The organism is Streptomyces fuscigenes (assembly GCF_021556455.1).
Classification (GTDB): Bacteria; Actinomycetota; Actinomycetes; order Streptomycetales; family Streptomycetaceae; genus Streptomyces; species Streptomyces fuscigenes.
Genome location: NZ_JAKGCV010000028.1, coordinates 1 through 26,406, shown reverse-complemented (window position 1 = coordinate 26,406; position 26,406 = coordinate 1). Strand labels below are relative to the sequence as shown.

At 74.2% G+C, this 26,406-nt stretch carries 20 protein-coding genes; 8 read left to right on the top strand and 12 right to left on the bottom strand.

The annotated features are described in order from the left end of the window. The 3 genes from L1885_RS05525 to L1885_RS05515 all read right to left on the bottom strand — a co-directional run. The coding region (locus L1885_RS05525; RefSeq protein ID WP_235795833.1) for a DEAD/DEAH box helicase at positions 1-1,546 on the bottom strand (1,546 nt) is incomplete at its 3' end. Between the two features lie 523 nt (positions 1,547-2,069). Then, positions 2,070-2,273 carry a cold-shock protein gene (locus L1885_RS05520; RefSeq protein ID WP_235795832.1) on the bottom strand — a complete coding sequence of 68 codons (204 nt, stop codon included), beginning with the start codon at positions 2,271-2,273 and terminating at the stop codon, positions 2,070-2,072. Between the two features lie 377 nt (positions 2,274-2,650). Continuing rightward, entirely contained in the window at positions 2,651-3,025 is a 375-nt protein-coding gene (locus tag L1885_RS05515) for a MerR family transcriptional regulator (protein WP_235795831.1), read from the bottom strand. 355 nt (positions 3,026-3,380) lie between these two features. Between L1885_RS05515 and L1885_RS05510 the strand changes: the two genes are divergently transcribed. Both L1885_RS05510 and L1885_RS05505 read left to right on the top strand, forming a co-directional pair. Then, on the top strand, positions 3,381-4,655 hold the full coding sequence (locus L1885_RS05510; protein WP_235795830.1) for a hypothetical protein: 1,275 nt from the start codon (positions 3,381-3,383) through the stop codon (positions 4,653-4,655). A gap of 286 nt (positions 4,656-4,941) precedes the next feature. Next, a complete protein-coding gene (locus L1885_RS05505; protein WP_235795829.1) occupies positions 4,942-5,481 on the top strand; it encodes a DoxX family protein in 540 nt (179 codons plus the stop codon). Here L1885_RS05505 and L1885_RS05500 read toward each other — a convergent pair. Further along, positions 5,379-5,651 (bottom strand): hypothetical protein, encoded by a 273-nt coding sequence (locus L1885_RS05500; RefSeq protein ID WP_235795828.1) that lies wholly within the window; start codon positions 5,649-5,651, stop codon positions 5,379-5,381. The two genes, L1885_RS05505 and L1885_RS05500, sit on opposite strands and share 103 nt — an antisense overlap. Beyond that, complete coding sequence (locus L1885_RS05495; protein ID WP_235795827.1) at positions 5,638-7,278, bottom strand: PspC domain-containing protein; 1,641 nt, start codon at positions 7,276-7,278, stop codon at positions 5,638-5,640. The genes L1885_RS05500 and L1885_RS05495 overlap by 14 nt, the downstream gene beginning before the upstream one ends. A gap of 137 nt (positions 7,279-7,415) precedes the next feature. Here L1885_RS05495 and L1885_RS05490 point away from each other — a divergent pair, with 137 nt between their 5' ends. The 3 genes from L1885_RS05490 (at position 7,416) to L1885_RS05480 (ending at position 9,953) form a co-directional block, all read left to right on the top strand. Then, positions 7,416-8,717 (top strand): ATP-binding protein, encoded by a 1,302-nt coding sequence (locus L1885_RS05490; protein ID WP_235795826.1) that lies wholly within the window; start codon positions 7,416-7,418, stop codon positions 8,715-8,717. 214 nt (positions 8,718-8,931) lie between these two features. After that, positions 8,932-9,618, top strand: coding sequence for a LuxR C-terminal-related transcriptional regulator (locus tag L1885_RS05485; RefSeq protein ID WP_235795825.1), 687 nt, complete (start codon positions 8,932-8,934; stop codon positions 9,616-9,618). Positions 9,619-9,710: 92 nt separating this feature from the next. Beyond that, entirely contained in the window at positions 9,711-9,953 is a 243-nt protein-coding gene (locus tag L1885_RS05480; RefSeq protein WP_235795824.1) for a DUF397 domain-containing protein, read from the top strand. Between the two features lie 14 nt (positions 9,954-9,967). On the opposite strand, the gene helR is transcribed toward L1885_RS05480, so the two are convergent. The 5 genes from helR to L1885_RS05455 all read right to left on the bottom strand — a co-directional run bounded on the left by helR (position 9,968) and on the right by L1885_RS05455 (position 17,861). Next, positions 9,968-12,166: an RNA polymerase recycling motor ATPase HelR gene (helR, locus tag L1885_RS05475; RefSeq protein ID WP_235795823.1), complete on the bottom strand. Its 2,199-nt coding sequence runs from the start codon at positions 12,164-12,166 to the stop codon at positions 9,968-9,970. Between the two features lie 280 nt (positions 12,167-12,446). Further along, positions 12,447-12,842 (bottom strand): hypothetical protein, encoded by a 396-nt coding sequence (locus L1885_RS05470; RefSeq protein WP_235795822.1) that lies wholly within the window; start codon positions 12,840-12,842, stop codon positions 12,447-12,449. Positions 12,843-13,014: 172 nt separating this feature from the next. Continuing rightward, on the bottom strand, positions 13,015-14,181 hold the full coding sequence (locus L1885_RS05465; RefSeq protein ID WP_235795821.1) for a C40 family peptidase: 1,167 nt from the start codon (positions 14,179-14,181) through the stop codon (positions 13,015-13,017). A gap of 410 nt (positions 14,182-14,591) precedes the next feature. Then, positions 14,592-15,815 (bottom strand): C40 family peptidase, encoded by a 1,224-nt coding sequence (locus L1885_RS05460; protein WP_235795820.1) that lies wholly within the window; start codon positions 15,813-15,815, stop codon positions 14,592-14,594. A gap of 504 nt (positions 15,816-16,319) precedes the next feature. After that, entirely contained in the window at positions 16,320-17,861 is a 1,542-nt protein-coding gene (locus L1885_RS05455) for an FAD-dependent oxidoreductase (RefSeq protein WP_235795819.1), read from the bottom strand. 287 nt (positions 17,862-18,148) lie between these two features. Here L1885_RS05455 and L1885_RS05450 point away from each other — a divergent pair, with 287 nt between their 5' ends. Further along, positions 18,149-18,682, top strand: coding sequence for a MarR family winged helix-turn-helix transcriptional regulator (locus tag L1885_RS05450; RefSeq protein ID WP_235795818.1), 534 nt, complete (start codon positions 18,149-18,151; stop codon positions 18,680-18,682). Between the two features lie 355 nt (positions 18,683-19,037). After that, positions 19,038-21,692, top strand: a complete 2,655-nt coding sequence (locus tag L1885_RS05445; RefSeq protein WP_235795817.1) for an ATP-dependent DNA helicase — start codon at positions 19,038-19,040, stop codon at positions 21,690-21,692. 197 nt (positions 21,693-21,889) lie between these two features. Here the strand turns inward: L1885_RS05445 and L1885_RS05440 are convergent, their stop codons facing one another. After that, positions 21,890-23,833 (bottom strand): peptidoglycan DD-metalloendopeptidase family protein, encoded by a 1,944-nt coding sequence (locus tag L1885_RS05440; protein WP_235795816.1) that lies wholly within the window; start codon positions 23,831-23,833, stop codon positions 21,890-21,892. Between the two features lie 272 nt (positions 23,834-24,105). Between L1885_RS05440 and icmB the strand changes: the two genes are divergently transcribed. Then, a complete protein-coding gene (gene icmB, locus L1885_RS05435; RefSeq protein ID WP_235795815.1) occupies positions 24,106-24,519 on the top strand; it encodes a coenzyme B12-dependent isobutyryl CoA mutase small subunit in 414 nt (137 codons plus the stop codon). A gap of 608 nt (positions 24,520-25,127) precedes the next feature. Here the strand turns inward: icmB and L1885_RS05430 are convergent. Then, positions 25,128-26,406, bottom strand: a 1,279-nt coding sequence (locus tag L1885_RS05430; RefSeq protein WP_235795814.1) for a DUF5691 domain-containing protein, incomplete at its 5' end; no start/stop codon positions are given.

Below are 26,406 nucleotides of genomic sequence, written 5' to 3'. Positions count from 1 at the left end.
CGCCGCGCCGCGAGCGGGGTGCGGGCACGGAGCCCGCCTCGCGCGGTGCGCCCGTGCCGGCCGCGCTCCGCCGCCTGGCCGCCCCGGGGCGGGACCTGCGGTTCCTGGAGGCGGTAGCCGAACCCGCGGGGCGGGCCGGGGCCGGGGGAGGCGTGATGACCACGGGCACGCCCGAGGGCTTGCGTGCTCCGGTGATGCGGCCGAGTTCGGCCTCCCCGGAGTTGACCTGGGTGGTCTGCGCGGTGATGCCCGCCTGCCCGACCAGCCGGGTCACCTCGCGCCGCTGGTCCGGCAGGACGAGCGTGACCACGAGGCCCGACTCGCCCGCGCGGGCCGTGCGGCCGCCGCGGTGCAGGTAGTCCTTGTGGTCGGCCGGCGGGTCGACGTTGACGACGAGGTCCAGTTGGTCGACGTGGATGCCCCGCGCCGCCACGTTCGTGGCGACCAGCACGTTGACCAGGCCGTCCTTGAACTGCGTCAGCGTGCGGGTGCGCTGGGACTGCGACTTGCCGCCGTGCAGGGCCGCCGCCCGTACGCCCTGCTTGAGCAGGTTCTTGGCGAGCCGGTCGGCCGCGTGCTTGGTGTCGAGGAACATCAGGACGCGCCCCTCGCGGGCCGCGATCTCGATGGTCACGGCCTGCTTGTCGACGTCCCGCACGTACAGGATGTGGTGCTCCATCGTGCTGACCACGCCGTCCTCCACGTCGCCGACGTGGACCACCGGGTCGTCGAGGTAACGCTTCACCAGGCGTTCGATGTTCGCGTCGAGCGTGGCGGAGAAGAGCATGTGCTGCGCCTCGGGCGACACCTGGTCCACCAGCGCCGTGACCTGCGGCATGAAGCCCATGTCGGCCATCTGGTCGGCCTCGTCGAGGACGCTGACCACGACGTCGGACAGCACGCAGTCGCCGCGTTCGACGAGGTCGCGCAGCCGACCGGGGGTCGCCACGACGATCTCGGCACCGGAGCGCAGCGCGTCGGCCTGGCGGCCGATGGACAGGCCGCCGACGACGGTGGCCGTGCGCAGCCTGAGCGCCTTCGCGTACGGGGAGAGCGCGTCGGCGACCTGTTGGGCCAGCTCGCGCGTGGGCACGAGGACCATGGCGAGCGGCCGGCGCGGCTGGGCGCGCAGGCCCGCCGTGCGGGCCACCATGCTCAGGCCGAACGCCAGGGTCTTGCCCGAGCCGGTACGGCCGCGGCCGAGGACGTCGCGTCCGGCCAGGGAGTTCGGCAGCGTCGCCGCCTGAACGGGGAACGGTGCGGTCACGCCCTCGGCGCGCAGCGCCGTGAGCAGGGCCTCCGGCAGGCCGGTCTCCTCGAAGGAGTCGACGGGCGGCAGCGCGGGAGTGATGGGCTCGGGTGCGGTGAACGCGCGGGGCTGGGCGACGGCCCTGCCGCGGCCGGCGCCGCGCCCGCTGCCCGCGCCGTTGCGACGCGACGCGGCACCGCGGCCGCCGGAGGCGCCGCCCGCCGAGCCTCCGCGGCGGGCGGAAACCCCGCGGGAAGAATTGGATGTGCGATTGTTCGTGCCGGGTGACCGGTTCAAGGGTGAACCTTCCTCGATGCGGCACGTATCGAGGAATTCCCGGCACCGTGAACGGTACGAAGATTCGCAGGAACGAGCCGGGGTACAGCGATGGGCGACCCTGTCGCTAATCAGGGATCGATTTCTTTGCATTGCGTGCGGGCATCGTGCCCGGACGCGGGACACAGGCGCGCATCCGCTTGGTGATGCGGGCAGTGCCCGGTCGTTCGCGGGTGTGCCGTCCGATGTTTCCCGCGCTGCCCGTCCACGGGCGGATAAGGACCCGGCGGTACTCCGGTGGCGACGGGTCGAGCGCGGCGGTGAACGACGCGGGGTGCGCAGGTGGGCGCGGGGTGGTGCGGTGCGGCGGTGCTCCGGTGCGGCCGGAAGGTCCGCCGCGAGCGGGCGGACTTCCGGCGCACGGACCGCCGCGATGCGGCCGAACGGTGTCGCGGCGCCCTGTCGGCGCCGCGACACACGGCGAGCCGGGGCCCGGTCGACAGACCGGAACCCCGGCTCCAGCCGCTCGTGTGAGCCGCGAGGGTCAGGCGATGGTGATGTTCTCCGCCTGCGGGCCCTTCTGGCCCTGCGTGACGTCGAAGCTGACCTTCTGGCCTTCCTGGAGCTCACGGTAGCCGTTGGCGACGATGTTCGAGTAGTGGGCGAAGACGTCGGCGCCGCCGCCATCCTGCTCGATGAAGCCGAAGCCCTTTTCCGAGTTGAACCACTTCACGGTTCCGGTGGCCATAACATTCTCCATTTCGGGGCAATTGCAGGACCGCACTGTGCCGCCCTGTGTTGCCGATGATTGCCCCGCCCGGAAATCCGGCGGACCGGTAAATCCAGGAAAAACGAAAGTGCACCCGCCGGCCGAAGAGGCCGGTAAGTGCACTCGAAGTTTTTGGGAACCACAACTGCAACTAGGCTCCAGACTAGCACGGCACCCCAGTAATGTGCTCGGAAAGATTTTTACGGGGCGGCGACGGAGGAAAATTTCCCCCGCCGGCCACCCCAAATCCTGCAGTCGTTGCGACAGATTTCAGTGCCCCTGGGCGGGCGACCGCGCGGGCACCGCCGGCGGGCGCCTCGCAGGTCGGGGCGGTACCGGTCGGCGCGCGGGCCGCTTCAGGAGTCGCGCGGGCCCGGACCGGGCGTCCCGCTCCTGGCGTCCCCGCCCGCGGCCGGCTCCTTCCGGAGCTGCTCGTTCAGCCGCAGGGCCTCTTCGAGCTGGTCCTCCAGGATGATGATCCGGCAGGCCGACTCGATCGGGGTGCCCGCGTCCACGAGCTCGCGGGCGCGGGCCGCCAGGCGCAGCTGGTAGCGCGAGTAGCGGCGGTGGCCCCCCTCGGAGCGCAGCGGCGTGATCAGCCGGGCCTCTCCGATGGCGCGCAGGAACGCGGGTGTCGTACCGATCATCTCGGCCGCACGCCCCATCGTGAAGGCCGGGTAATCGTCGTCGTCGAGCCGGTCCGCCGCGCGGGACCGGGCTTCTGGCGGCATGCGTACCTCTTCCGGGAAAGACAGGGCCCGGACCCGCGTCGCCGGCGACGGCAGCGCGGGGCCGATTGCTGCGGCCCGCCATGAACTCTAGCCGGTGGGGCGAGCATGTCTCCAGCGGTGGCGACAGGTTTGGCGGCGTCCTGGCGCCCGGGCGGGGCCGGTGGCGTCCGGTCCCGGCGGGGCGCGGCCCGGGTCCGGCGCGTCGCTCCGGGCCCGCCCGATCCCGGATCGTGACGGTGTCGTCACCCGCGAGGGGCCGTTCCCGGCCGGGAGGGGCCGGTATGTACGGCAGAATTCCCTCTCATCACAAGGTAGTTCGGGGTCGGGGCAACGGGGCGGGAAGAGGGCGTTCTGCGTGGCGGTGCGAGAGGCGGCGGAGCGTGCCGGTACGGGGCACGGGGGCGGATGCACCTGCGGCGACTGCCCGCACGGCGCGCGCGAAGGGCATCGCAGGGCGCTCGCGGACTTCCTCGCCCAGCGGGACCGGCTCGCGGCCGGGCACGGCCTGCCCGCCGCGGTCGAGTACTCCACGAGCGCGTCGCGCCAGTGGGTGTCGGACGAGCTGACGCAGGCGGCCCGCGCGGTCGCCGAGCGCGGCCGGGAGGCCGGCGAGGCTTGGCTCGCCGCGGTGTGGCGCGCGAGCCTGTTCGCGGTCTGGGGCGGCGTCGTCGTCCTCGTCCTCGTGCAGGCGCTCACCGCCGTCGGAGCGGGATGGAGCGTCGCCCGCACGGCCGGGCTGATCGCGGGGGTCTTCTTCGCGGGCCTGCTGAGCGCGGCGGCGACCCTGCACCGCTCGCGCGGCGGGCTGCTTGCGCCCCTCGTCGGGGACGACAACCGCCTGTCCACCTCCCGCACGGTCGCGTCCGCCTGGCTGCTGCTCGCCGTCTTCGCGGTGTTCGTCATCGCGCTCCAGCTCGCCGGCGCCTCCCGGCACCGGGACCGGGACGCCCTCGTCTCGGGCCTCGGGCTCGGGCACGGTGCGGGACTGCTGAGCGTGCTGGCCGTGGTCTGCGCGATCGCCGTCGTCGTCCGCAGGATCGTCGCCGGGCGCGTCGCGAACCGGCGGGTACAGAAGGTCCGGTCCGACCGCCCGCGCCCGGCCGACCTGCTCTGCGACGACGACCGCCGGGGCAGCTTCACCGACGTGCAGTACGTGTTCGTCAACGCGGCCGCCGTCGTCCTCGCCGCGGTACGGCTCGCCCGCCGCCCCGACCAGCTCCCGGACCTGCCCTGGGGGCTGGCGCTGCTCGTCGCGGTCTCGGCCGCCACGTACTTCGCGGGCAAGTTCGCCGAGGGCAGCCGGCCCGTCGTGCTGTCCGTGGTCCGTGCCCGGGAGGCGGGCGACCTGGACGCGCCCATCAGGACCGGTGACGACATCGAGATCCGCGGCACCGGGTTCGTCCCGCCCGGCGCCGCGGGCCCGGACCGCCTGGCCGGCATGGTCGTGCGCATCGGCGCCGTCCACGTGCACGTTCCGCTGGTCCCGGTGCCCGGCGGCTTCGCCAACCCGACGGACGCCGTCCTCACGGTGCCCGTACCGGTCGAGGTGGAGCCCGGTCCGGTCGGCATCCAGGTCGTCACGGCGGGCGGGGTCGAGACGAACACGGTCACCGTCGAGATCTGCGACTGAGCCACGCGGCCCTCCGCCCCCGCCGCACGGCAGGGTGGGCACCGGCCGCCGGAGCGCGGGCGCGCCGAGCCACGGAGCGGTCCGCCTTGTGGGACCCGCGGAGCCCCGGAGCGGTCCGCCGTGCCGGACCCGCGGACCCTGAGAGTCCGCTGAGAATGCGAGCCGTTCCCCGGCCCTTCGGCGCGGGGGTGAGCGTCCGGGCGCCCGTGTGCGTATGCACTAATGAAGCCTCACGGCCGGGACCGGCCCGTGAGGCACCCGCGCGGACCAGAAGGGCAGACCGGCCATGGCACAGAGCTTTCGGACGAACAGTTTGGGCACGGTGGGCGACGGCGGCCGGAACAGGCCCCGGGGCCTGCGGGGGATACCCCCGGTCTACGCGCTGCTGCCGCTGCGGGTGTTCCTCGGCGTCACCTTCATCTACGCGGGCATCGACAAGCTGACGACGCACGGCTTCTTCGGATCCAGCGGCCCCGGCTCCATCGGCGTCATGATGCACGGCGTGCGGGACAGCGCCGCGATCCCGGCCCTCGTGGACCTGGCCCTCAAGAGCCCCGCCGGCTTCGGCTACGCCATCGCGCTCGGCGAACTCGCCGTCGGCATCGGCACGCTGTTCGGCATCCTCGGCCGGGTCGCCGCGGCCGGCGGGGCCCTCATCTCGCTCAGCCTGTGGCTCACCGTGAGCTGGCAGTCCACGCCCTACTACTACGGCAACGACCTCGCCTACTTGATGGCCTGGCTCCCGCTGCTGCTCGCCGGCACGCCCGTGCTGTCGCTCGACGCGGCCTGGTCGGACCTCGGCCTGCGGCGCCGCCGGGCCTTGTGAGCCGCGAAGCCGACGAGGGCGGCCAGCACCAGGCCCCCGAACAGCAGCGGCAGCGCCGCGAACCACTCCGTGTGCCAGGCGCCCGCCGCGTTGCCCGCGTACAGGGCGCCGATCGCGACGGCCACGAGCCCCACGATCAGCCGTCCCGGCTTCACCTCATGACGCCTCACGGGTCACCTTCACCTCTCCGAGGCCCACGTCGAGCGTGAGCGACAGCGTCCCGGGCCTGCTCGCCGCGCCCGCCGGCTTCCCGGGGCGCGCCGCCAGGGAGTTCGACGCCTGCGCCGGGTAGGTGCGGTGCAGCGTCTGGTTCGGACTGATGTGCAGCTCCTGGGCCCCGTCACCGGGCAGCCGCACCGAGCCTGCCGTCGAGCTCGCCCGGACGTCGAGCGCGACGCCCGCCGGCACGTACACCCTCAGGAGGCCGCCGCCCACGTGCGCCGACGTGCGGACCGTCGCGCCCGCCGGGACCTGCACCTCGCGCAGGTCGAGCCTCCCGACTCCGGAGCCCAGCCGGTACGAGCCCGCCACCGAAGCGGCCGTCACGGGCCGCCAGGTCTCCCGGCTCCAGTGCGTGCTGATGTCGTCGGGCAGGGCGGTGGCGGCGGCGAGCAGGATCGTCGTCACGACGGTCCAGAAGACCGTGCCGCACCCGGTGCGGCCGACGAACGACGTCACGACGAGACCGAGGCCGAGGACCGCGAGCACCGCGGCCAGACCTATTTGCAGCGTCGTCCCCAGCGGGTGCGTGTGCCAGGAGAGCCAGGTGCCGAGCCCGCCCGCGACCAGCGCCGCGAAGAAGATCGTCCCCCCGATGTCCGCCGTGCCGTGCCGCTCGTCCACCCGCAGGCCGGCCGGAGCCGCCCCTCCGTACCCCCACGCGGTGGCGCCGCGGCGCGCGTCCCGCGCCCGGGAACGCCGCCGGCCCTCCGACGGAGTGTCCTGCGGGCCCCACAGATACGACGAGCCCTCATAGGCCGCGTAGTGACCCGTGGTGCCGTCCTTGACGATCGGGTCGCGCCACCACGAAGGGCTCCCCGGGACCGGTGGCGCCTTCGTCTCGGGCGGCGCGTCGGAGACGCCGTGGGCGGCGGCCGGGCCGCGCGGGGCCGCGGCGGCCGCCGTCTCGCGCCGGTGCTTGGAGTAGACGGCCGAGGCCACGACCGCGCTCGTCAGCATGATGGAGAAGCTGAGCGTGCCGCCGTTGCCCAGCATGGACAGGAAGAGGCCGCAGCCGATGAGGGCGAGCAGGACCGCGATGAGCGCCGCGCCCTCGACCCGGCCGGACAGGAGCTTGCGGCCCTCGTTCTCCTCCTCGCCCTCCAGCGGGATCAGCAGCCAGGCGAGCCCGTAGACGATCATGCCCAGGCCGCCCGCGACGGACAGGACGCCGACGACGATCCGGAAGACGACCGGGTCGACGTCGCAGTAGCGGCCGAGGCCGCCGCACACGCCCGCGACGACCTTCTGGCGCGAGGCCCTCACGAGTGGGCCGCGCCCCTCGGCGGCCTCCTGCCCGAGGTCCTTGGCGCCCGCCCCCGGCCGGCCCGCCGTGGAGCCGCCGCCTCCGCGACCGGCTCCGGCGCCGCCCGCGGAGGCGCCGGACGGGCCGGATGAGCCGGACGGGTCGGACGGGCCGGACGCCGGCGCCGCGTCCTGCGGCGAGCTCTGCGCGCGGGTGCCCGGCTCGGGCGGGCGCGGCCCGGTGGCGGGGCGGCCGGGGGAGGCGTCGTGCTCCGGGCCGCCCCGCTCCGGCTCGTGCCGGTCGCTGCCGTTCGGCTCTGGCGGGGGTGTCATACGTCCATGGTGGCGGCAGCCCACCGCCGTCTCCAGCGGCATCGACCCTGGACCGTCCCTGATATTGACCCCCGACGTCCCTGATATCGGCCCCGAACCCGTGCCGGTCCCCGCCCGGTCGTGTGACCATCGGACACATGCCAGCCGCCACGCCCCGAGCCGCCGTGTCCGAGGAGCCGACCCCGCGCAAGCTGTACCGCAGCGCGGAGGGCCGCTTCCTCGGCGGTGTCGCCCGCGGCCTCGCGGGCCACCTGGGGCTGCCCGTCGTGTGGGTGCGGCTCGCGTTCCTGGCGCTGTTCTTCGCGCAGGGCCTCGGCGCTCTGCTCTACGCGGTGTTCTGGATCGTCGTGCCGCTCGGGGTGGGAGGCACGTCCGCCGCCCAGCCGAAGTCGCTGTTCGAGATCCTGCCCGACGGCAGACGCCGGCTCCGCAAGCCGGACAAGGGCCAGGTCTTCGCGCTGATCGCGCTCGCGATCGGCGCTGTCGTCTTCGTCAGCAACGTGAACACGGGCCTCGCGGGCACCGGCCGCTACATCTGGCCGATGCTGCTGATCGGCGTCGGACTCGTCCTGGTGTGGCGCCAGGCGGACAACGCGCGCCGCGCCCGCTGGACGGAGATCGGCCGCCGCCGCCGGCTCCTGCAGGTGGGCCGCGGCATCGCGGGCGTCGCGCTGGTGGGGCTCGGCCTCACGGTCTTCGTCGTGGTCCGCGGCTCGGCGGCGCAGTTCGGCAACGTGCTGACGGCGTCCATCGCCGTCGTCGCGGGCATCGGGCTCCTGGTGGGTCCCTGGCTCGTGCGGATGACACAGGACCTGTCCGAGGAACGGCTGATGCGCATCCGCGCGCAGGAGCGCGCCGAGGTCGCGGCGCACGTGCACGACTCGGTCCTGCACACCCTCACCCTCATCCAGCGCAACGCGGACGACGGCGGCGAGGTGCGCCGCCTCGCGCGCGCCCAGGAGCGTGAGCTGCGGGCCTGGCTGTACCGGCCGGAGGGCCGCGGCAAGGACGAGGCGGAGGAGCCCGACACCCTCGCCGAGGCGGTGAAGAAGACCGCCGCGGAGGTCGAGGACCACCACGGGGTGCCGATCGAGGTCGTGGTCGTCGGCGACTGCCCGTTGGACGAGAGGCTCGCCGCCCAGCTCCAGGCGGCGCGCGAGGCGATGGTGAACGCGGCCAAGTACGGCGGCGAGGGCGGCGCGGTCCAGGTCTACGCCGAGGTGGAGGGCCGTTCGGTCTTCGTCTCGGTGCGCGACCGGGGCCCCGGCTTCGACCTGGACGCGGTCCCCGAGGACCGGATGGGCGTCCGCGGGTCCATCATCGGCAGGATGCGGCGCAACGGCGGCACGGCGACGCTGCGTTCCGCCCCCGAGGGCGGCACGGTCGTCGAACTGGAGATGGAACGGGCGCCGGAACCGGCCGCGAAGGCCGAGACGTGAGGGCCCCGGCGGCGTCCGGCACGGGCCTCGGAACGGCCCCGCCGCCCACGCAGTCGCCCCATGACGGGGGCCCCGCGCGTACGGTACGGGCCGGAGCGGCCGCCCGCCGGGAGGACCCGGTGGCGGCCACGGCGCCGGCAGGCACGAATGCGGCAGACACCAATGCGGCAGGACCGACGGCAGCAGGCACGAATCGACCGAGGAACGGACGGACATGAGCGACGACGAGGCACCGGAGGCGCGTCGCGTACGCGTCGTGCTGGTGGACGACCACCGGATGTTCCGCACGGGCGTGCAGGCCGAGATCGGCCGTACGGAGGAGACGGGCGTCGAGGTCGTGGGCGAGGCGGCCGACGTCGACCAGGCCGTCACGGTCATCACGGCGACCCGCCCCGAGGTCGTGCTGCTCGACGTCCACCTGCCCGGCGGCGGCGGCGTCGAGGTGCTGCGGCGCTGCGCGCCCCTGATGGGGCACGCGGAGAACCCGGTGCGCTTCCTGGCGCTGTCGGTCTCCGACGCGGCCGAGGACGTCATCGGCGTCATCCGCGGCGGTGCCCGCGGGTACGTCACGAAGACCATCACCGGCACGGACCTGGTCGATTCGATCTTCCGGGTCCAGGACGGCGACGCGGTCTTCTCGCCGCGCCTGGCGGGCTTCGTCCTGGACGCCTTCGCCTCCACGGACGCCCCGCCGGTCGACGAGGACCTCGACCGCCTCACCCAGCGCGAGCGCGAGGTACTGCGCCTGATCGCCCGCGGCTACGCGTACAAGGAGATCGCGAAGCAGCTGTTCATCTCGGTCAAGACGGTCGAGTCGCACGTCTCGGCGGTCCTGCGCAAGCTCCAGCTCTCCAACCGGCACGAGCTGACGCGCTGGGCGACGGCCCGCCGCCTGGTCTGAACCGTCGCGCCCGGCCGGGCGCCGAGAGACCGGCGCCACGCGCCCGCGTACCGGCCGGGTCCGGGCCTCATCGGCGAAGTGCCGGAGGAACTGTGAGCGCAGACCTTGTGTGGTTCACGTCCACGTACAGCAGCACCTCCGGCGGCGAGCGCGTCGAAGTCGCCATGGACCGGCGGAAGTCCACGTACAGCGGCACCGAGGGCGGCGACTGCGTCGAGGTCGCCGCGTGTCCCGGCCTCGTGCATGTGCGTGACTCGAAGTCCGGGGACGGCGGCCGGCTGCTCGTCCCGGCCGCCTCCTGGGCCGAGTTCGTGGCCTTCGCGCGACGCGCCTGAACGCGGCCCGCGCGTCAGGTGAGGACGACCAGTCGGCGGGTGGCGCGCGTCATCGCGACGTAGCGGTCGACCGCCCCCGACACGCCCTCGCCGAAGCGCTCGGGCCGGACGAGCACGACGAGGTCGAACTCCAGGCCCTTCGCGAGCTCCGGCGTCAGCGACAGGACGCGCGGCCTCCCGCGGAACGCGGGGGCGCCGATCACGCACGCCGTCCCGCCGGCGTTGCCGGCGAGCCAGGCGTCGAGGACCGCGTCGAGGTCGGCGACCGGACCGTGCCCGACGGGGAGGCCCGCGTCGCGCACGGACACCGGCACGTTCGCGTCCGGGAGCACCGCCCGCACGACCGGCTCGGCCACGGCCATGATCTCGCGCGGCGTCCGGTAGTTGATGCTCAGCGACGCCAGGCGGACCCGGTCGAGGCCGACCCGGGCCAACCGCTCCTGCCACGACTCGGGGAAGCCGTGCCGGGCCTGCGCCCGGTCCCCGACGACGGTGAAGCTGTGCGACGGGCAGCGCCGCAGCAGCATCTGCCACTCCGCGTCGGTCAGTTCCTGCGCCTCGTCCACGACGACGTGCGCGAACGGACCGGCGAGGGCGTCCGGTTCGACGGGGGCCGGGGACCGCTCGTCCACCAGGGTCTCGCGCAGGTCCTGGCCTCGCAGCATCGTCATCACCCCCTCGCCGTCGTCGTCCGCGTCGAGCAGCTCGTCGACGACCCGGGACATCTGCGCGCGCTCAACCGCGAGGGCGCGCCGGTGCAGGCGCTCGCGGCGCGCCGCGTCCACGTCGCCGAGCCGCTGCCGTGCCGCGTCGAGGATCGGCAGGTCGGACGCGGTCCACGCCCGCGGCTGGGCGCGCTGCAACAGGCGTACGTCGCCGGGTTCGAGCCAGGGCGCGCAGCGGCGCAGGTAGGCCGGGACGGACCAGAGGTCGCCCACCAGGTCGTCCGCCGCGATCAGCGGCCACGCCCGGTCGAGGACCGATCGCAGCTCCCGATGGTGCCGCAGCGCGGTGCGCAGCCGCTCCGGCGGGGCGTGGTTCTCACCCTCGCCGTCCTGCTCGCCGGTCTCGCCGGTCTCGTCGATTTCGCCGTTCTCGTTCTCGTACCTCTCGGTCACGACGGCGAGCAGTTCCTCCCAGACCTGCTCGCGTGCCTCGTTGTGCGGCGTGCCGTCGGCCGCCCCGAACGCGGCGGCCCAGTCGCCGGCACCGACCCGGACGTCCCCCCACGGGGTCTCGACGGCCGTCTCCCCGGCGGGCGGCTCCTCGTAGAAGCGCACGGCCGCCTCGACCGCCCGCACGAGATCCGCCGACGACTTCAGCCGGGCGACCTCCGGGTCGGCCTCCGGCTCCGCCGACGCCCCCTCCGGCACGAGGTCGCGCAGGGTGCACGTCCGCACGCCGTCCTCGCCGAGGCCGGGCAGCACGTCGGAGACGTAGCCCAGGTAGGGCTGATGGGGCCCGACGAACAGCACGCCGCCCCGCCGGTCGCCGAGGCGCGGGTCGGAGTGCAGCAGGTAGGCCGAACGGTGCAGCGCCACCACCGTCTTGCCGGTGCCCGGCCCGCCGTCCACGACCAGGGCGCCGCGGGAACCCGCCCGGATGATGGCGTCCTGATCGGCCTGGATCGTGCCGAGGACGTCCCGCATGCGGGAGGAGCGGTCGCCGCCGAGGCTCGCGATGAACGCCGACTGGTCGTCCAGCGCCGCGTGCCCCACGAGCCCGTCCGCGGCGAACACCTCGTCCCAGTAGTCGCTGATCCGGCCGTCCGACCAGCGGTATCTGCGGCGGCTCGCCAGCCCCATGGGGTTGGCGTGGGTGGCGCCGAAGAAGGGCTCGCAGGCGGGCGAGCGCCAGTCGAGCAGCAGCCGGCGGCCCGACCCGTCGGTGAGGCCGAGCCGTCCCACGTAGACGGGCGCGGAACCCTCGGCGGCCACCATGCGCCCGAGGCACAGGTCGAGGCCGAAGCGGCGCAGCGTGCGCAGCCGAGAGGCCAGCCGGTGGATCTCGGCGTCGCGCTCCATCGCCTGACGGCCGATGCCGCCCGGGGACCTGCGCGCGGCGGCGAGGCGCCCGGTCAGTTCGGCGAGCGAGCGCCGCAGGCACTCCGCCACGGCCGCGAAGTGCCGCTCGTCTTCGGCGATCAGGGCCGGGTCGGCCTTGGGGGAGAGGCGGTCGGGCAGGTCGAACGCACGGGTCGTCCGGGTGTTCACGCATCGGCTCCCTGGCTTGCGGTGTCCGGGAATTCCCGGCCAGGGCGGAGATTCTGCGCCCTGGGAGGGGCCTTGCCGCAAGCCCCCCGGTGCGCTATACGTTAAGAGTGGCGAGGAGTGGGAACTCCTCCTCGCGGCCGACTCGGCGCCGTGGCGCTCTCCCGCCGCCTCTCATTTCCGCCGGGGTTCTGCTTTCCCGTCGGGGCCGGCGGCCGTTCCTGGTCCGCCGCGGTGGCTTCTGCCCGCGCCCTCGGTGCGGCCGATCGCCGCACGGCTTCGGTCAGCGCGCGCCCGCGCATCTCCAGCCCGTGACGTACGCCTTGCCGCGGGGATCCATCAGGACGCCCCGGATGCACTCGTCGGACGCGGTGGCCAGGCGCCCGGACAGCTGGGCCCGGCCGTCCGTGGTGGTGCTCGCGCCGAACCAGCCCGCGAACGCCGTCAGCCGCCGGTCCCTGCGCTGGTAGCCGAGGCGTACGTGGACCGCCGGCCTGCCGTCGTACTGTGTGAAGCGCGTGGTGAAGCCGCCGGCTCCGCCGATCGGGCCCTCGATGCACAGCCGGCCGCCCGCCAGGTCCCCGCAGCCGCGGGGCGTGGCACCCACCGGGGCCAGGACCAGGAGGCAGCCCGCGGCGAGGCAGGCTCCGGTCGCTCTGACGGCGAGGGCTCGTCTCACGGCTGCGGTCCCTTCCTGCTCCGGCGGGCCCCCTCCCGGGCGATGCCCGGCCGTACCGCGGTTCGTGCGTGCGCGGCGGTCACTGGCCGGCAGCCGGTGGGTGGTGGAGGGTCGTCGGCGGCTGCGGGTCCGGGCCCATCCTGACCCGGGCCCGGCGCGCGTACCTCCCGGGCTACGCCGGACGGGTGGCGCCCGCGAAGGGCATCTCGCCGATCGGGGCGACCCGCACGGGGGCGCCCGGATGCGGAGCGTGGATCATCTTCCCGTCGCCGATGTAGAGGCCGACGTGGCTGACGCCCGAATAGAAGAAGACCAGGTCGCCGGGGGCGAGCTGGGAGCGTGTCACCCGTTTGCCCGCGTTGATCTGCGTGTAGGTGGTGCGCGGCAGCGAGACGCCGGCCGCCTTCCACGCTGCCTGCGTGAGGCCGGAGCAGTCGAACGAGTTCGGGCCCGTCGCGCCCCAGACGTAGGGCTTCCCCAGGGCCCGGTACGCGAAGGCGACGGCCGCGGCGGCCCGCCCGGCGGGGGCGCTCGCGGCCCGGGGCGCGGCGGAGGCGGAAGCGGAGGCGGCGGAGGCGGCGACCGTGTGGCCAGGGGCGGCGGCCGACAGTGCCGAGGGGGTGGGCGTGCCGGGGGGTCTCCGCGCGGCGGTGGCGGAGCCGGTCGCGGAGGCTGTCTCGTAGCGGGCGCGTTCCGCCGCGTTCAGCCGGTCGAGGAGGCTCCGCGCGGTGGTGAGCTTGTCGTTGATCTCGGCCTTGCGGGCGGCGAGTTCCTTCTGCTGCGCGGCGAGCGTCGACAGGCGGCCGTCGGCCTGCGCGTGCAGCCGTCCGAGCTGCGTCAGCTCCGCCCGCACCCGCTGGACGTTCTGCGCGTTGCGCGAGGTCGCGCGCTCGGCGACCGACGCGCTCTCCAGGTACGTGTCCGGGTCGGAGGACAGCGCGGCCTGCATGGCCGGGTCGAGCCCGCCGGAGCGGTACTGCGCCGAGACCACGGAACCGAGCGCGTCACGGGCCGTGTTGAGCCGGTCCTGGGTCCGCGCGGCCTCGTCCTGCAAGGAGTGCAGGGACGAACGGGTGCGATCCGCCTCCGCCTTTGTGCCGTTGTACTTCTGCGTCGCGGCCTCGGCCTGCCGGTACAGCCCGTCCACCTCGGAGGTGACCTGGGCGGGTGTCCGGCGGGGCTCCGCCGCCTGCGCCGGCCCCGTGGCGGCGGCCGTGGCGGCGCCCGCGAGCGCCAGCGTCGCGGCGGTGGCCGCGGTCCGCCCTGCGGAACCCTGGAACACCGCCCCGGCGAAGACGAACGGCCGCGGGCGCTTGGTGCGTTTTCGGTGCGTGGACATGGAGAGGACGCTAAGCCGCGAGGTCACGGAACGGACTCGCAAGATCACAACTGGCGTGACCTGAGGGAAGCTGATGCTTCTGTGATGCGCTGCGATCGCCGCGCGACCGCTGGTGAGCTTGTGGCGGCGCGTTACCCGTTCGGGTGCGAACACGCCCGTGCGGGAGGGGGAGGGGGAGGCGGGGCGCGGTGCGGCGGTACGCGAGCCAGGTCACGCCGCGGCACGTCGGGCAGTGGTGGCATGACGCGGCGTCAGGGCCGGTCGGCGTCCGCGTGCCCGCCCGGCGCCGCGTCACACCGGAGCGTGCGGACGCGCCCCGCCGCGCCCCGCCGCGACCCCGCGACCCCGCCGAGACCCGCCGCGCCCCGCCGCGACCCGCCGGACCCCGCGACCCGCCGCGACCCGCCGCGTCAGGCCGGGCGGACCGAGGCGTAGATCGGCATCGTGTAGATGGACTCCTCGCGGACGTACGCGCCGGGCTTCGGGGCGTGGATCATCATGCCGTCGCCGATGTACATCCCCACGTGGCTGATGTCGGAGAAGAAGAAGACCAGATCGCCGGGACGCAGATCGGCGGTCGCCACCCGGGTGCCCGCGTTGACCTGGTCGTACGTGGTGCGCGGCAGGTCGACGCCCGCCGCTTTCCACGCGGCCTGCGTGAGGCCGGAGCAGTCGAAGGAACCCGGCCCCGTCGCCCCCCAGACATACGGCTTGCCGATCTGAGCCCGGGCGAAGGCCAGCGCCTGGTCCGCCTTCGCGGACGAGCCGGGGGACGTGGTCGTACCGGCGGGCGGGGTGGTGGTGCCCGTGGTCGTCTTCTGCGGGGCCTGGTCGTGGTCCTGGGCCTGCGCCTGCTGCCGGCGCTTCTCGGCGGCGGCCCTGGCCCTGGCCTCCTCCGCGGCCTTGGCCTTGGCCTTCGCGTCGGCCTCGGCCTGCTTCTTCTTCTCCAGCGCGGCGAGCCGCGCCTTCTCCTGGGCCGTCAGCTTCGACAGCATCGCCTGCGCGTCGCCCAGTTTCTGCTGGATCTGCTGCTTGCTCGCCCGCAGCCGGGCCTGGGAGGCCGTCAGCGACTGCAGTTGCTTCGCGGCCTGCGCGCGCTTCTTCGCGGCCGCGGCCTGCTGGCCCTGGAAGTCGGCGAGCGCGCCGCTCTGCCGATCGCTCATCCGGTCCATCAACTGCGTCTCGTCGAAGTACGACTGGGGGCTGTCCGCGAATATCAGCGCGGCGGTCGGGGAGACCGCGCCCTGCCGGTACTGCGCGGTCGCGAACATGCCGAGCCTGCGTCTCGACTCGTTCATCCGGTCCGTGCGCCGCGCGATGTCGTCCAGCAGGGAGTCGAGCGCCTTGCGCTGATCGGCCGTCGACTCCTTGGCCTGGTCGTAGTCCTCGGTCGCCGAACCCGCCTGCCGGTACAGGTCGTCGACCTGGCGCTGCACGTCGGCGATCGACGGCCCGGGCCTGACGGCGGGTGCGGTGGCCGCCGCCCTGGTGGTCCCGGCGGCCGTCGCGGTCCCCGAGCCCGTCCCGAGGAGCGTGACGGAGGCGAGCGCCGCCGTGGTGATGCCGACGGCCGGCGAGCCGGCCCGGACGAGCGTGGTGCTGCGGGGCTTGCGGTGCGATGCCATGGCGGGCATCTCCTTCCAGGCGCCGGTGACCGCGTGCCGGCGGCTGCGCGTCGACGGGGCCGGAGAGAGGCGGGGACGGCCGTGGACCCGTGGTGGTGTCCGCGGAGCCTGCGTGGGAAAGGCGTCCGTGGTGGCGTCCGTGGTGCCGGTGTTGTGAATGGTGTGGGTGGGGCGGCCACTTGATCGAGCACGGTAGCCAACCGCGGTGCCCCTGGGAAGAACCATGTTCGATTGGTCCGATACATTCCCGAGACTTTTCCGTGACCATCGCGCAGCGCGCGGGCCCGTGCGCGGTCCGTACGTCACGTCACGTCACGCGCCGGCGCCGACTGCTCGCGTTCCTGCTGCTGTTCGCGTTCTCGTTCGCGTTCCCGTTGCTGTCGGCGTTCTCGCTCACGTTCTCGTTCCCGTTCCTGCTTCCGCCCCGCCGCTGCTCCGGTTCCCGCTTCCCGCTTCTCGCGTCCCTTCCGTTCCGCTTCCCGTTCTCGTCCCCGCTTCCGTTCTCCGGGTGGGTCAGGCGGCGCCGACGGGAGTCGCGGCGGCGGTGGCGGCGCCCGGTCGTGCCGCGCGGACGCCGGCCGCGTCGAGGCAGGACGCGACCGTGCCGAGGCCGGAGGCGTCGACCACGGCGGCCACGTACCCGTCCGGACGGACCAGCACCCACTGACCCGACGAGAGGCCGTACGCGTCCCGGACGTGTCCGGCCCCGTCCCGGAGGTCCCCGCCCGCGCCGACGAGGTGGATGTGCAGGCCCGCGCGGGGCTCGGGGGCGGAGCCCCGGGGGACGTCGAGGCCGAACAGTGTCCAGTGCGTGCCGCGGAACAGGGTGAACAGCCGGGTGGGCAGGCCGCCCGCGCCGGTCACGGGGGCGTCGGGCGCGCGGTCGCCGCCGCGCACGCCCCCGCCGTCCCGCGGACCGGTCACCGAAAGTGGCGAGTCCGGGTAGCCCAGGTCGAGCTGACTGACCTCGCGGCCCCGGCTCGTCGGGCGGCTCCTGGCCGCTTCCAGCAGCCGCTCGGACAGGCCGAGGACGCTCTCCGCGATCGGCCGGCGCTCCTGCTCGTACGTCGAGAGCAGGGCCTCGGGCGCGCCCCGCAGGACGGCGGCCAGCTTCCAGCCGAGGTTGTACGCGTCCTGCACGCTCGTGTTCAGGCCCTGACCGCCCGTCGGCGGGTGGCAGTGCGCGGCGTCCCCGGTCAGCAGCACCCGCCCGCGCCGGTACGTGTCGGCCAGGCGCGCGTTCATCGAGAAGGCCGAGGCCCAGGACACCGCGCGAACGCCGACGTCCGCGCGGCCGGTGCGCGCACGCAGCAGGGCGGTGAGACCCGCGGCCGACAGGTCGACGTCCGTGTCGAAGGGCACGGGCGCCTGGAGCTGGAACATGTCCGTGCCGCGCAACGGGCACAGCGACACCTGGTCGGGGCTGCCCTGGCCCCACCGGTGCCAGGCGTCGTCCGGGACGCCGTCGACGAGGACGTCGGCCACGACCGCCCGCACGCCGAGGGTCTTGCCGGGAAAGCCGATGCCGAGCGCCTTGCGGACGGTGCTCGAACCGCCGTCGGCTCCCACCAGGTACGCGGCGCGCACGGTGAGCTCGCCGTCCGGCGAGGCGATCCGGGCGCTCACGCCGCCGGCGTCCTGGTCGAAGCCGACGAGTTCGTGGCCCCGCCGCGGGGCGTGGCCGAGCTCGGCGAGGCGCTCGCAGAGCCGCTGCTCGGTGAGGAACTGCGGCACGAGGAGGGGGATCCGGTAGGGCTCGGCCGGAGTCGGATCGGCCGTCGCCACCGCGACCCGGTCGAGGGACCCGTCCGCCGTGTGGACGCGTTCGAGCGGGTACGTGCCGCCGGACGCGACGATCCGGTCGATCACGCCCAGGTCCTCGAAGACCTCCTGGGTGCGCGGCTGTATGCCCTTGCCCCGGGAGCCCGGGAACGGCTCCGGGGCCTTGTCGACCAGCACGAAGTCCACGTGGCGGCGGGCGAGGTCGAGGGCGAGCGTCAGGCCTGCGGCGCCGGCGCCGAAGACGATCACTTCGGTGTCGAGGTGTCGGGTCATGGTTCGGCTCTCCTTCGGGTCGTCGCCGGGACGGCGGGACGCCGCGCCAGGTCGGTCGTGCGGGTGTGTCCGGTGCGGGGTGTCCTCGGTGCGGGTGTGTCCGGCGCGGGATGCGTTCGTGCCGGGTTCGGCCGCGCCTTCCGCGGGCCTGCCGGCCGGCCCGGACCTGCCCAGGCGCTCGGCCACCCCCGGACGTCCGGCCTGTGCCGGGTCCGCCGCGGACGGTTTAGTACGTGACACGAACCAAATTAATTTGTGGCACGTACTAAGTCAAGTAGGATGAGCGCATGCCCGACGACGACCACGCCGCACGCGCGCCGCGCCCCGCCCGACCGCACCCGGACGGGTCCGGTGCGAGGCCTGGACCGGTGGACGGGCCAGGGGCCGGGGACCTGGCGGGGGCGGTGGACCTCGGGATCGTGGACAGCCTCGCCCAGCTCTCGTTCGTCGTGCAGGCCGCGCTGGGTAAGGTCGCCGCGGGGCACGGGCTGTCCGTCATCCAGCTGCGGCTGCTCGGCGTGCTCCGCGACCGCGAGCCGGGCATGCAGGAGCTCGCACGGCACCTGGGGCTGGACAAGTCGTCCATGACGGGCCTGGTCGACCGGGCCGAGCGCCGGGGACTCGTCCGCCGGGACCCCTCGCCCCACGACGGGCGCGCCGTGCGGGTGTCGCTGACGGAGGAGGGGCACGGGCTGGCCCGGGAACTGACCGCCGAGGCGGACCGCCGGATCCTGGCCCTGACGGGCGCACTGGACGACGCGCAGCGCACCCGCCTGTCGGTGCTCGCGAGCACGCTGGTCAGGGGCCTGTCCACGCTCTGACGGCGGAAGCCGCGCCGCGCCGCCCCCGTCCCCCCTGGCCCCCCTCGTCCCGCTCGTTCCCCCCTGGCCCCCTGGCCCCCTGGCCCCCTGGCCCCCTGGCCCCCTGGCCCCCCTCGCCCCCGTCGTCTCCCCTCGTCCCGTGGTCCCCGGTCTCCTGGGCGGCCGCCCCGCAGCCCTGTCCTGTACGGGCTCCGCGGTGCGGCCCGGTCGGCCGGTCCGGGCCCCCGGGCTGCGGTGCGGTCGCGCGAGGGCGGGTGCGGGTGCGGGGGCGAGGGCAGGGGCGGGCCGGGGCCCGTGCGGGCTGTGACGGGAGTCCCGGCGGGGTGTCGGTGGGACGGCCTAGACTCAAGAAGCGATGAGCAGCCTCTTTGACGACAATTTCCTTGCGGACCTCCAGCCTCCCGGCGAGGAGCCTCCGCCGCCCGAGGACACCGCTGCGGAGCAGGTGCCCGACGACCTCTTCGAGGGAGCGTTCCACGTGCCCGCGGCCAGGGATGCGTACCACCGCGACGGTGCCCCGCGCACCGTCGTGGACGCCGCCGCGCTGCTCGAGGGGCTGAACGAGGAGCAGCGTGCCGCCGTCGTGCACACGGGCTCGCCGCTCCTCATCGTCGCGGGTGCCGGATCGGGCAAGACGCGCGTGCTCACGCACCGCATCGCCCACCTGCTCGGCACGCGCCACGTGCATCCCGGCCAGATACTGGCCATCACGTTCACCAACAAGGCCGCCGGCGAGATGAAGGAGCGCGTCGAGGACCTCGTCGGCCCGCGCGCCGCGGCCATGTGGGTGATGACGTTCCACAGCGCGTGCGTGCGCATCCTGCGGCGCGAGTCGAAGAAACTCGGGTTCACGTCGTCGTTCTCGATCTACGACGCCGCCGACTCGAAGCGGCTCATGGCGCTCGTCTGCCGCGACCTGGAGCTGGACCCGAAGCGGTATCCGCCCAAGTCGTTCTCCGCCAAGGTCTCCAACCTCAAGAACGAGCTCATCGACGAGGAGACCTTCGCGGACCAGGCCACGGACGGTTTCGAGAAGACGCTCGCCGAGGCGTACCGGATGTACCAGGCACGGCTGCGCGAGGCCAACGCCCTGGACTTCGACGACATCATCATGACGACCGTGCACCTCTTCCAGGCGTTCCCGGACGTCGTGGAGCACTACCGGCGCCGCTTCCGGCACGTGCTGGTGGACGAGTACCAGGACACCAACATCGCGCAGTACACGCTCGTGCGGGAACTGGTCGGGCCCTCGGGCGTCGACGAGTCGACGGGCGAGGCGTACGACCCGGCCGAGCTGTGCGTCGTCGGCGACGCCGACCAGTCGATCTACGCGTTCCGCGGCGCCACGATCCGCAACATCCTCCAGTTCGAGGAGGACTACCCGGACGCGACGACGATCCTGCTGGAGCAGAACTACCGCTCCACGCAGACCATCCTCAGCGCGGCCAACGCCGTCATCGAGCGCAACGCGAGCCGCCGCCCCAAGAACCTGTGGACGAAGGCGGGCGCCGGCGCGCAGATCACCGGATATGTCGCGGACACCGAGCACGACGAGGCCCAGTTCATCGCCGACGAGGTCGACCGGCTGATCGACGCGGGCGACACGAAGGCCGGCGACGTCGCGATCTTCTACCGGACGAACGCGCAGTCACGCGTCTTCGAGGAGATCTTCATCCGGGTCGGCCTGCCCTACCGCGTCGTCGGCGGCGTCCGCTTCTACGAGCGCAAGGAGGTCCGCGACGTCCTCGCGTACCTGCGCGTCCTCGCGAACCCCGAGGACAGCGTCCCCCTGCGCCGCATCCTGAACGTGCCCAAGCGCGGCATCGGCGAGCGCGCAGAGGCGATGATCGACGCGCTGGCGCAGCGCGAGCGGATCACCTTCCCCCAGGCGCTCACGCGCGTCGACGAGGCGTACGGCATGGCCGCGCGCTCGGCCAACGCGGTCAGGCGCTTCAACTCGCTGATGGACGACCTCCGCACGGTCGTCGAGGGCGGCGCCGGACCCGCGACGGTGCTGGAGGCGATCCTCGAACGGACCGGCTACCTGGCCGAGTTGCAGTCCTCCACCGATCCGCAGGACGAGACCCGCATCGAGAACCTCCAGGAACTCGCCTCCGTGGCGCTGGAGTTCGAGCAGGCCCGGGAGCAGGCGGGGGCGGCGGCGCCCGCCGGTGCCGACGCGGCGGATGCCCCGGCCGGCACGGCGGATGCCCCGGCGGAGGGCGCCTCCGACGCCCCGACGGCAGGCACAGGCGATGTCGCGGACGGTGACACCGCTGTCGATGACACCGCTGTCGGTGCCGCCGCGGGAGACGCGGGCGCCGGCGGGGGAGCGGGCGGCGGAGCCGCCGGTACCGGCACGCTCGCCGAGTTCCTGGAGCAGGTCGCGCTCGTCGCCGACTCCGACCAGATCCCCGACGAGGACGAGGACGGTTCCGGCGTCATCACGCTGATGACCCTGCACACCGCGAAGGGCCTCGAATTCCCCGTCGTCTTCCTGACCGGCATGGAGGACGGCGTCTTCCCGCACATGCGGGCCCTCGGCGAGACGAAGGAACTGGAAGAGGAGCGCCGGCTCGCGTACGTCGGGATCACGCGCGCCCGCGAACGGCTCTACCTGACCCGTTCCTCCATGCGCAGCGCCTGGGGCCAGCCCTCCTACAATCCGCCGTCCCGCTTCCTCGAGGAGATCCCCGGGCAGCACCTGGACTGGAAGCGCACGGGCGCCCAGATCCCGGCCGGGCCGGTCTCGTCCTCCTCCGGGGGCGGCTTCTCCCCGCTGTCCGGCGGCATGGGCCGGGGCGGCACCCGCTCCCGCCAGAAGGGCCAGATCACGGACCGCCCGGTCATCGCCCTGGCGGTCGGCGACCGGGTCACGCACGACAAGTTCGGGCTCGGCACGGTCGTCGCGATGTCGGGTTCCGGCTCCGACGCGCAGGCCGAGATCGACTTCGGCGACCCGAAGCCCAAGAGGCTGCTGCTGAGGTACGCGCCGGTCGAGAAGCTCTGACCCGCGCCTCGCCGCCCCACGGCCGGTGGGGCCGGGCCGTGGGGGACGGGTCCTGCCCCCAAAGCGGGGTCAGGACGCGGCAGGGCCAGGACATGGCGGGTCACGGTACGGGGTCAGCGCACGAGGGGGTCCGGACACAGCGGGGTCGGCGCACAAGCGGGTCGGACGCGGTGGCGCGGACCGGTGGCCGGGACCGGTCAGGTGGGGTCGAGGCCGTGGCCGCGCAGCCACGGCAGCGGGTCGATCGCGGCGCCGCCGCCGGGGCGCACCTCGAAGTGCAGGTGCGGGCCTGTGGTGTTGCCGGTGTTCCCCGAGTACGCGATGACGTCGCCCGCCTTGACGGACCCGGAACGCACGCGCGTGCTGCTGAGGTGGCAGTACCAGGTCTCGGTGCCGTCGGCCGCCGTCACGATCGCCATGTTGCCGTAACTGCTGTTCCACTGCGTGCGGACGGTGCCGTCCGTGACCGCCATCACCGGCGTCCCGGTCATGACCGGGAAGTCGATCCCGGTGTGCACGGACATCCAGTTGACGCCCGCCTGCCCGAAGTAGGCACTCAGGCCCCGCCGTTTGACGGGGAGCAGGTACTTGGGGCGCGCGGCCTCCTTGCGCGCCGCCTCCTCCTCGCGCTTCTTCTTCTGCGCCGCCTGGCGGGCCTTGAGGTCGAGGCGCTCCTGCGTGCGGCTCGCGCGGTCGCCGAAGTCACGGGCGTCCGCGCTGAGGGCGGCGAGCTGCGTGTCCATCTTGTCGTTGGCCGCGACGGGCTCCACGGACGCGGGATCGGCGGCGGCCGTGGTCGCCGTGTCGTCCTGCTTGTCGTCGCTGCCCCCGACCGCGCTCACGGACGCGGCCGCGATGCCCGCCACGCCCATCACGCACGCCGACGGAACGGCGATCGTCAGCAGCGCGGAACGCTTGGCCGGCGCGCGGCGGCGGCTGCGTGAGGCCGCGCCGCGGGCGTTCGCACGGTCGGCGGCCCGGCCGGGGCGGGTCACGACGGCCCCTGAGGCGTCCGCCGTCCCGGCCGGCTCCACCGCGTCCACCGCGTCCACCGCGTCCAGCGCTTCCGGCGTCACCGGTTGTTCGCCGGCCTCCGGGGCGTGGTCGTCGTGGGCGCGCGCGCCGTCGGCGGGCTCGGGGCCGGGTGAATCCGTGCCGTCCGCGGGCGCGCCGGGGGCGGGCGGCGGGGGCGGTGTCCGGAACCCTTCCGCGGCGTCCGCGGGGACCACGAGAGGTGCGACGAGGGTCTCCTGCGACGCGTACCAGCCGGCGTCGTACGGCGCCGGAGCGGGCGCGGGCACGGACCCCGCGGCGGTGCCGAGGCCGGTCCCGGGATCCGAAGAGGATTCGTGCGGCGGGCCGCCGGCGGCCCCGCCGTGCTCCTGCCCGGGGTGGGCGTCAGGGTGGTGGGCGACGTGCGCGTCCGGCGGAATGCGCAGCTCGACCTGCGTCTGCTGGTCGTGGGCCCCGTAGCCGTGGGGCAGTTGACCGCCGGGCTGCGGGTAGTGCTGTTCCGCCGGGCCGAACGGGGGCTGCGGCTGGGCAGGGTGGCCGCCGTGCCCGTGCTGCTGCGCCTGCGGGTCCGTGTAACCGTCGGCCGGCACCGTCCACTGCATGGTCGGCGCGTAACCGGCCGTGGCGGCGGCCTGTTCCTGCTGGTGGTAGCCGTACGCGTCCGCGACGGGGAAGCCCTGCGCGAGAGTGGGCGAGGGGGCGGCCTGCGCCGCGTACGCGTAGCCGTGCTCGGGGGACTGCTCCCAACCGCCGTACTGCTGAACGGTCGGGCCCTGGCCCGCGGGCGGTGCCGCCGGGGCGGCGCCGGGGCCCCCGTCCCACTGGCCCGTCGCGCCGTCGCCGTAGGCGTACTGCTGGTCGGTGCGGGACTGATCCCCGTACTGCTGCTCCGTGTATGCGGGGTCCCGGTGCTGCTGCTCTCCGTACCGCTCGTCCCCGTACTGCCGGCCGGAGTACTGCTGCTCCGCGTACTGCTGGTCCGCGTACTGCTGGTCCGCGTACTGACCCTGGCCGTACTGGTGGTGCCCGTTGCCGTACTGCTGCGCGTCGTGGCCGCCGGGGAGCGCCCCGAAGAGCGGGTCCGTCTCGTAAGCGGTGTAGTCGGCCTGAGTGGGCAGGTCGTTCACCAACTTCTCTCTCGCCTGGACAGCAGTGGCCGCGACTGTACCCGGCGGTAAGCGACGCCGACAATCTTCCGCAGGTTTTGGCGGTTGCGGAAAGGGGCAATCGGCTGTGTTTCGGCGGGGTGGCGCCGATCACTCGACGCGGTGTTCGAAATCGTTCATGTGATTTGGCCCATGCCTCGCTCCCGGAAATGGCCGCGTGCGGGATGCTGTGGATAACGTTCGTTCACTTGGTCCGTTGGTCCGTCGTGGTGGTGTGGTGAGTGGAGGCAGTGATGGGTGTGACCGGTCCGATCCGCGTAGTGGTCGCGAAGCCGGGCCTCGACGGCCACGACCGGGGCGCGAAGGTCATCGCACGGGCGCTGCGTGACGCCGGCATGGAGGTCATCTACACGGGGCTGCACCAGACCCCGGAGCAGATCGTCGACACGGCGATCCAGGAGGACGCGGACGCGATCGGCCTCTCGATCCTCTCCGGCGCGCACAACACGCTGTTCGCGAAGGTCATCGAGCTGCTCAAGGAGCGCGACGCGGCGGACATCAAGGTCTTCGGCGGCGGGATCATCCCGGAGGACGACATCGCCCCGCTCAAGGAGCAGGGCGTGGCGGAGATCTTCACGCCGGGCGCCACGACGACCTCCATCGTGGCCTGGGTCAACGCCAACGTGCGGGAGTCCGCGCAGGCATAGGACCGCGCGCCCACGCCCGAGCCCGCAGCGGCGGACGGTCCACCGCCCGTCGGCGGGGAACGGAGGCTCTCGGGGAACCGCGGAGCCCGGGGCGACCGCGCGCCCGGAAGCGGCGGTGTCCCCGGATACGACGGTGCGTGCGGAACGTCGGCATCCGCGGAAGCGGCGGCACCCGAGAGCCCCGGCGGGCGGAAACACCGACGCCGATGCACAGTGGCGTCGGCGTGCGGAGGTGCGCACGGGCGCGACGCGGGGCTCCGCGCGCCCGGCACGTCACTTTTCACCCGGTCGGCCCACACCGTCTCCGGCCGCACGAACCACTGCCCGCGCCACCGCTCGCCGCCGGTCCGTGGCGCACCGGTCGCGGCGGACAGCGGTCGGCCGCCCCCTCCGATCGGACGGACGCACCGTCGAGTCGGCCCCTGCCGCCCTACGGCCCTACCGCCCCACCGCGCCTACCGCCCCCACCGCCCCCACCGCGCCGGAAGCACCGCCGGCGCCCCCGAACGCCGCGGCCAGGCCCGCCACCGCCCGTCAACCGGCCCCCGTCGTCGTGCGCTTGGGACGCATCGGCGGCAACGGCCCCCGTCGCCGGGGGCCCTCGCCCGTCACCCCCTCGGTTCCTCGTGCAGGAGTTCCTCGTACATGCGCGCCCGCAGGCGGAGGGTCGACACGAGGCGCCGGAACGCCTCGGACCAGTAGCCGCCCGCGCCGGGCGAGCTGTCCTCCGTCTCGCTCGGCGGCGCCGTCAGCAACTCCAGGCGGTCCGCCTCCCGGGGATCGAGGCACCGCTCCGCGAGGCCCATCGCCCCGCTGAAGCTCCACGGGTAGCTGCCGGCCTCGCGCGCGATGTCCAGCGCGTCGACGACCGCTCCGCCCAGGGGCTCCGACCACGGCACCGCGCACACGGCCAGGAGCTGGAACGCGTCGGACAGGCCGTCCTTCGCGACGAACTCCGCGACGCGACGCGCCCGCTCCTGCCGCGGCAGCACCGCCAGGAGGCGTGAGCGCTCGGCCGGCGGCGCGCCGTCCAGCAGGGCCCGGGCCCACTCCGCGTCGCGCTGGCGTATCGCGGCCCTGCACCAGGCGGCGTGCAGATCCCCGGCCCACTCGTCGGCCACCGGCAGCGCGACGATCGCCTCCGGCGTCCGGCCGCCGAGCCGTCCCGGCCACACGTCCAGCGGCGCCGCCTCCACCAGCTGGCCCAGCCACCACGAGCGTTCGCCCCGGCCCGACGGCGGGACGGGGGTCACCCCGTCGCGCCGCATGTCCTCGTCGCACGCGTACGGCGCCTCGACGACGACCGACGGCGAGGCCGCCATCGGGTCGAGCGCCACGCACGCACTCGCCCGCCGGGCCATCCGCCCGGCGAGGGCCGAGCGCGGCAGCCCGGACAGCAATTCCGCCGCTGTCGTGCGGACGTTGCGGCTGCGGTCGGTCAGCGACGCCTCAAGGAAGGGCTCGTCCGCGTCGGACAATCCCGTCCGCAGGGAGTCGAGGAACATCAGCCTGTCCTCGGCCCGTTCGGACGGCCAGGTGGACACGAGCAGTGCCAGCGCCCTCGCCGGATCCCTGCGGCGCAACGCCCCGAGCAGCGCCACCCGCTCGGCGAACAGACCCTCCTGCCACAGTGCCTCGACCGCCGTCCCGTCCGCGAGGTCGGGCAGCGTCGCGCCGCCCGCCGCTCCCCGCAGCGCGAACTTCCAGTCGGGGTTGAACCGGGCCAGCCACAGTCCCCGGGCGCCCGCGAACGCGAGTGTCCCCGGGCGCAGGTCGGTTCGCGCCCGGGCCGCGTCAAGCAGCGCGGGCAGCAGGGGCGCGGGCGCCGCGTACCCGCGGGCGTTGGCCGCGGCGAGCCACTGCGGCAGCAGCTCACCGAGGTCCGGC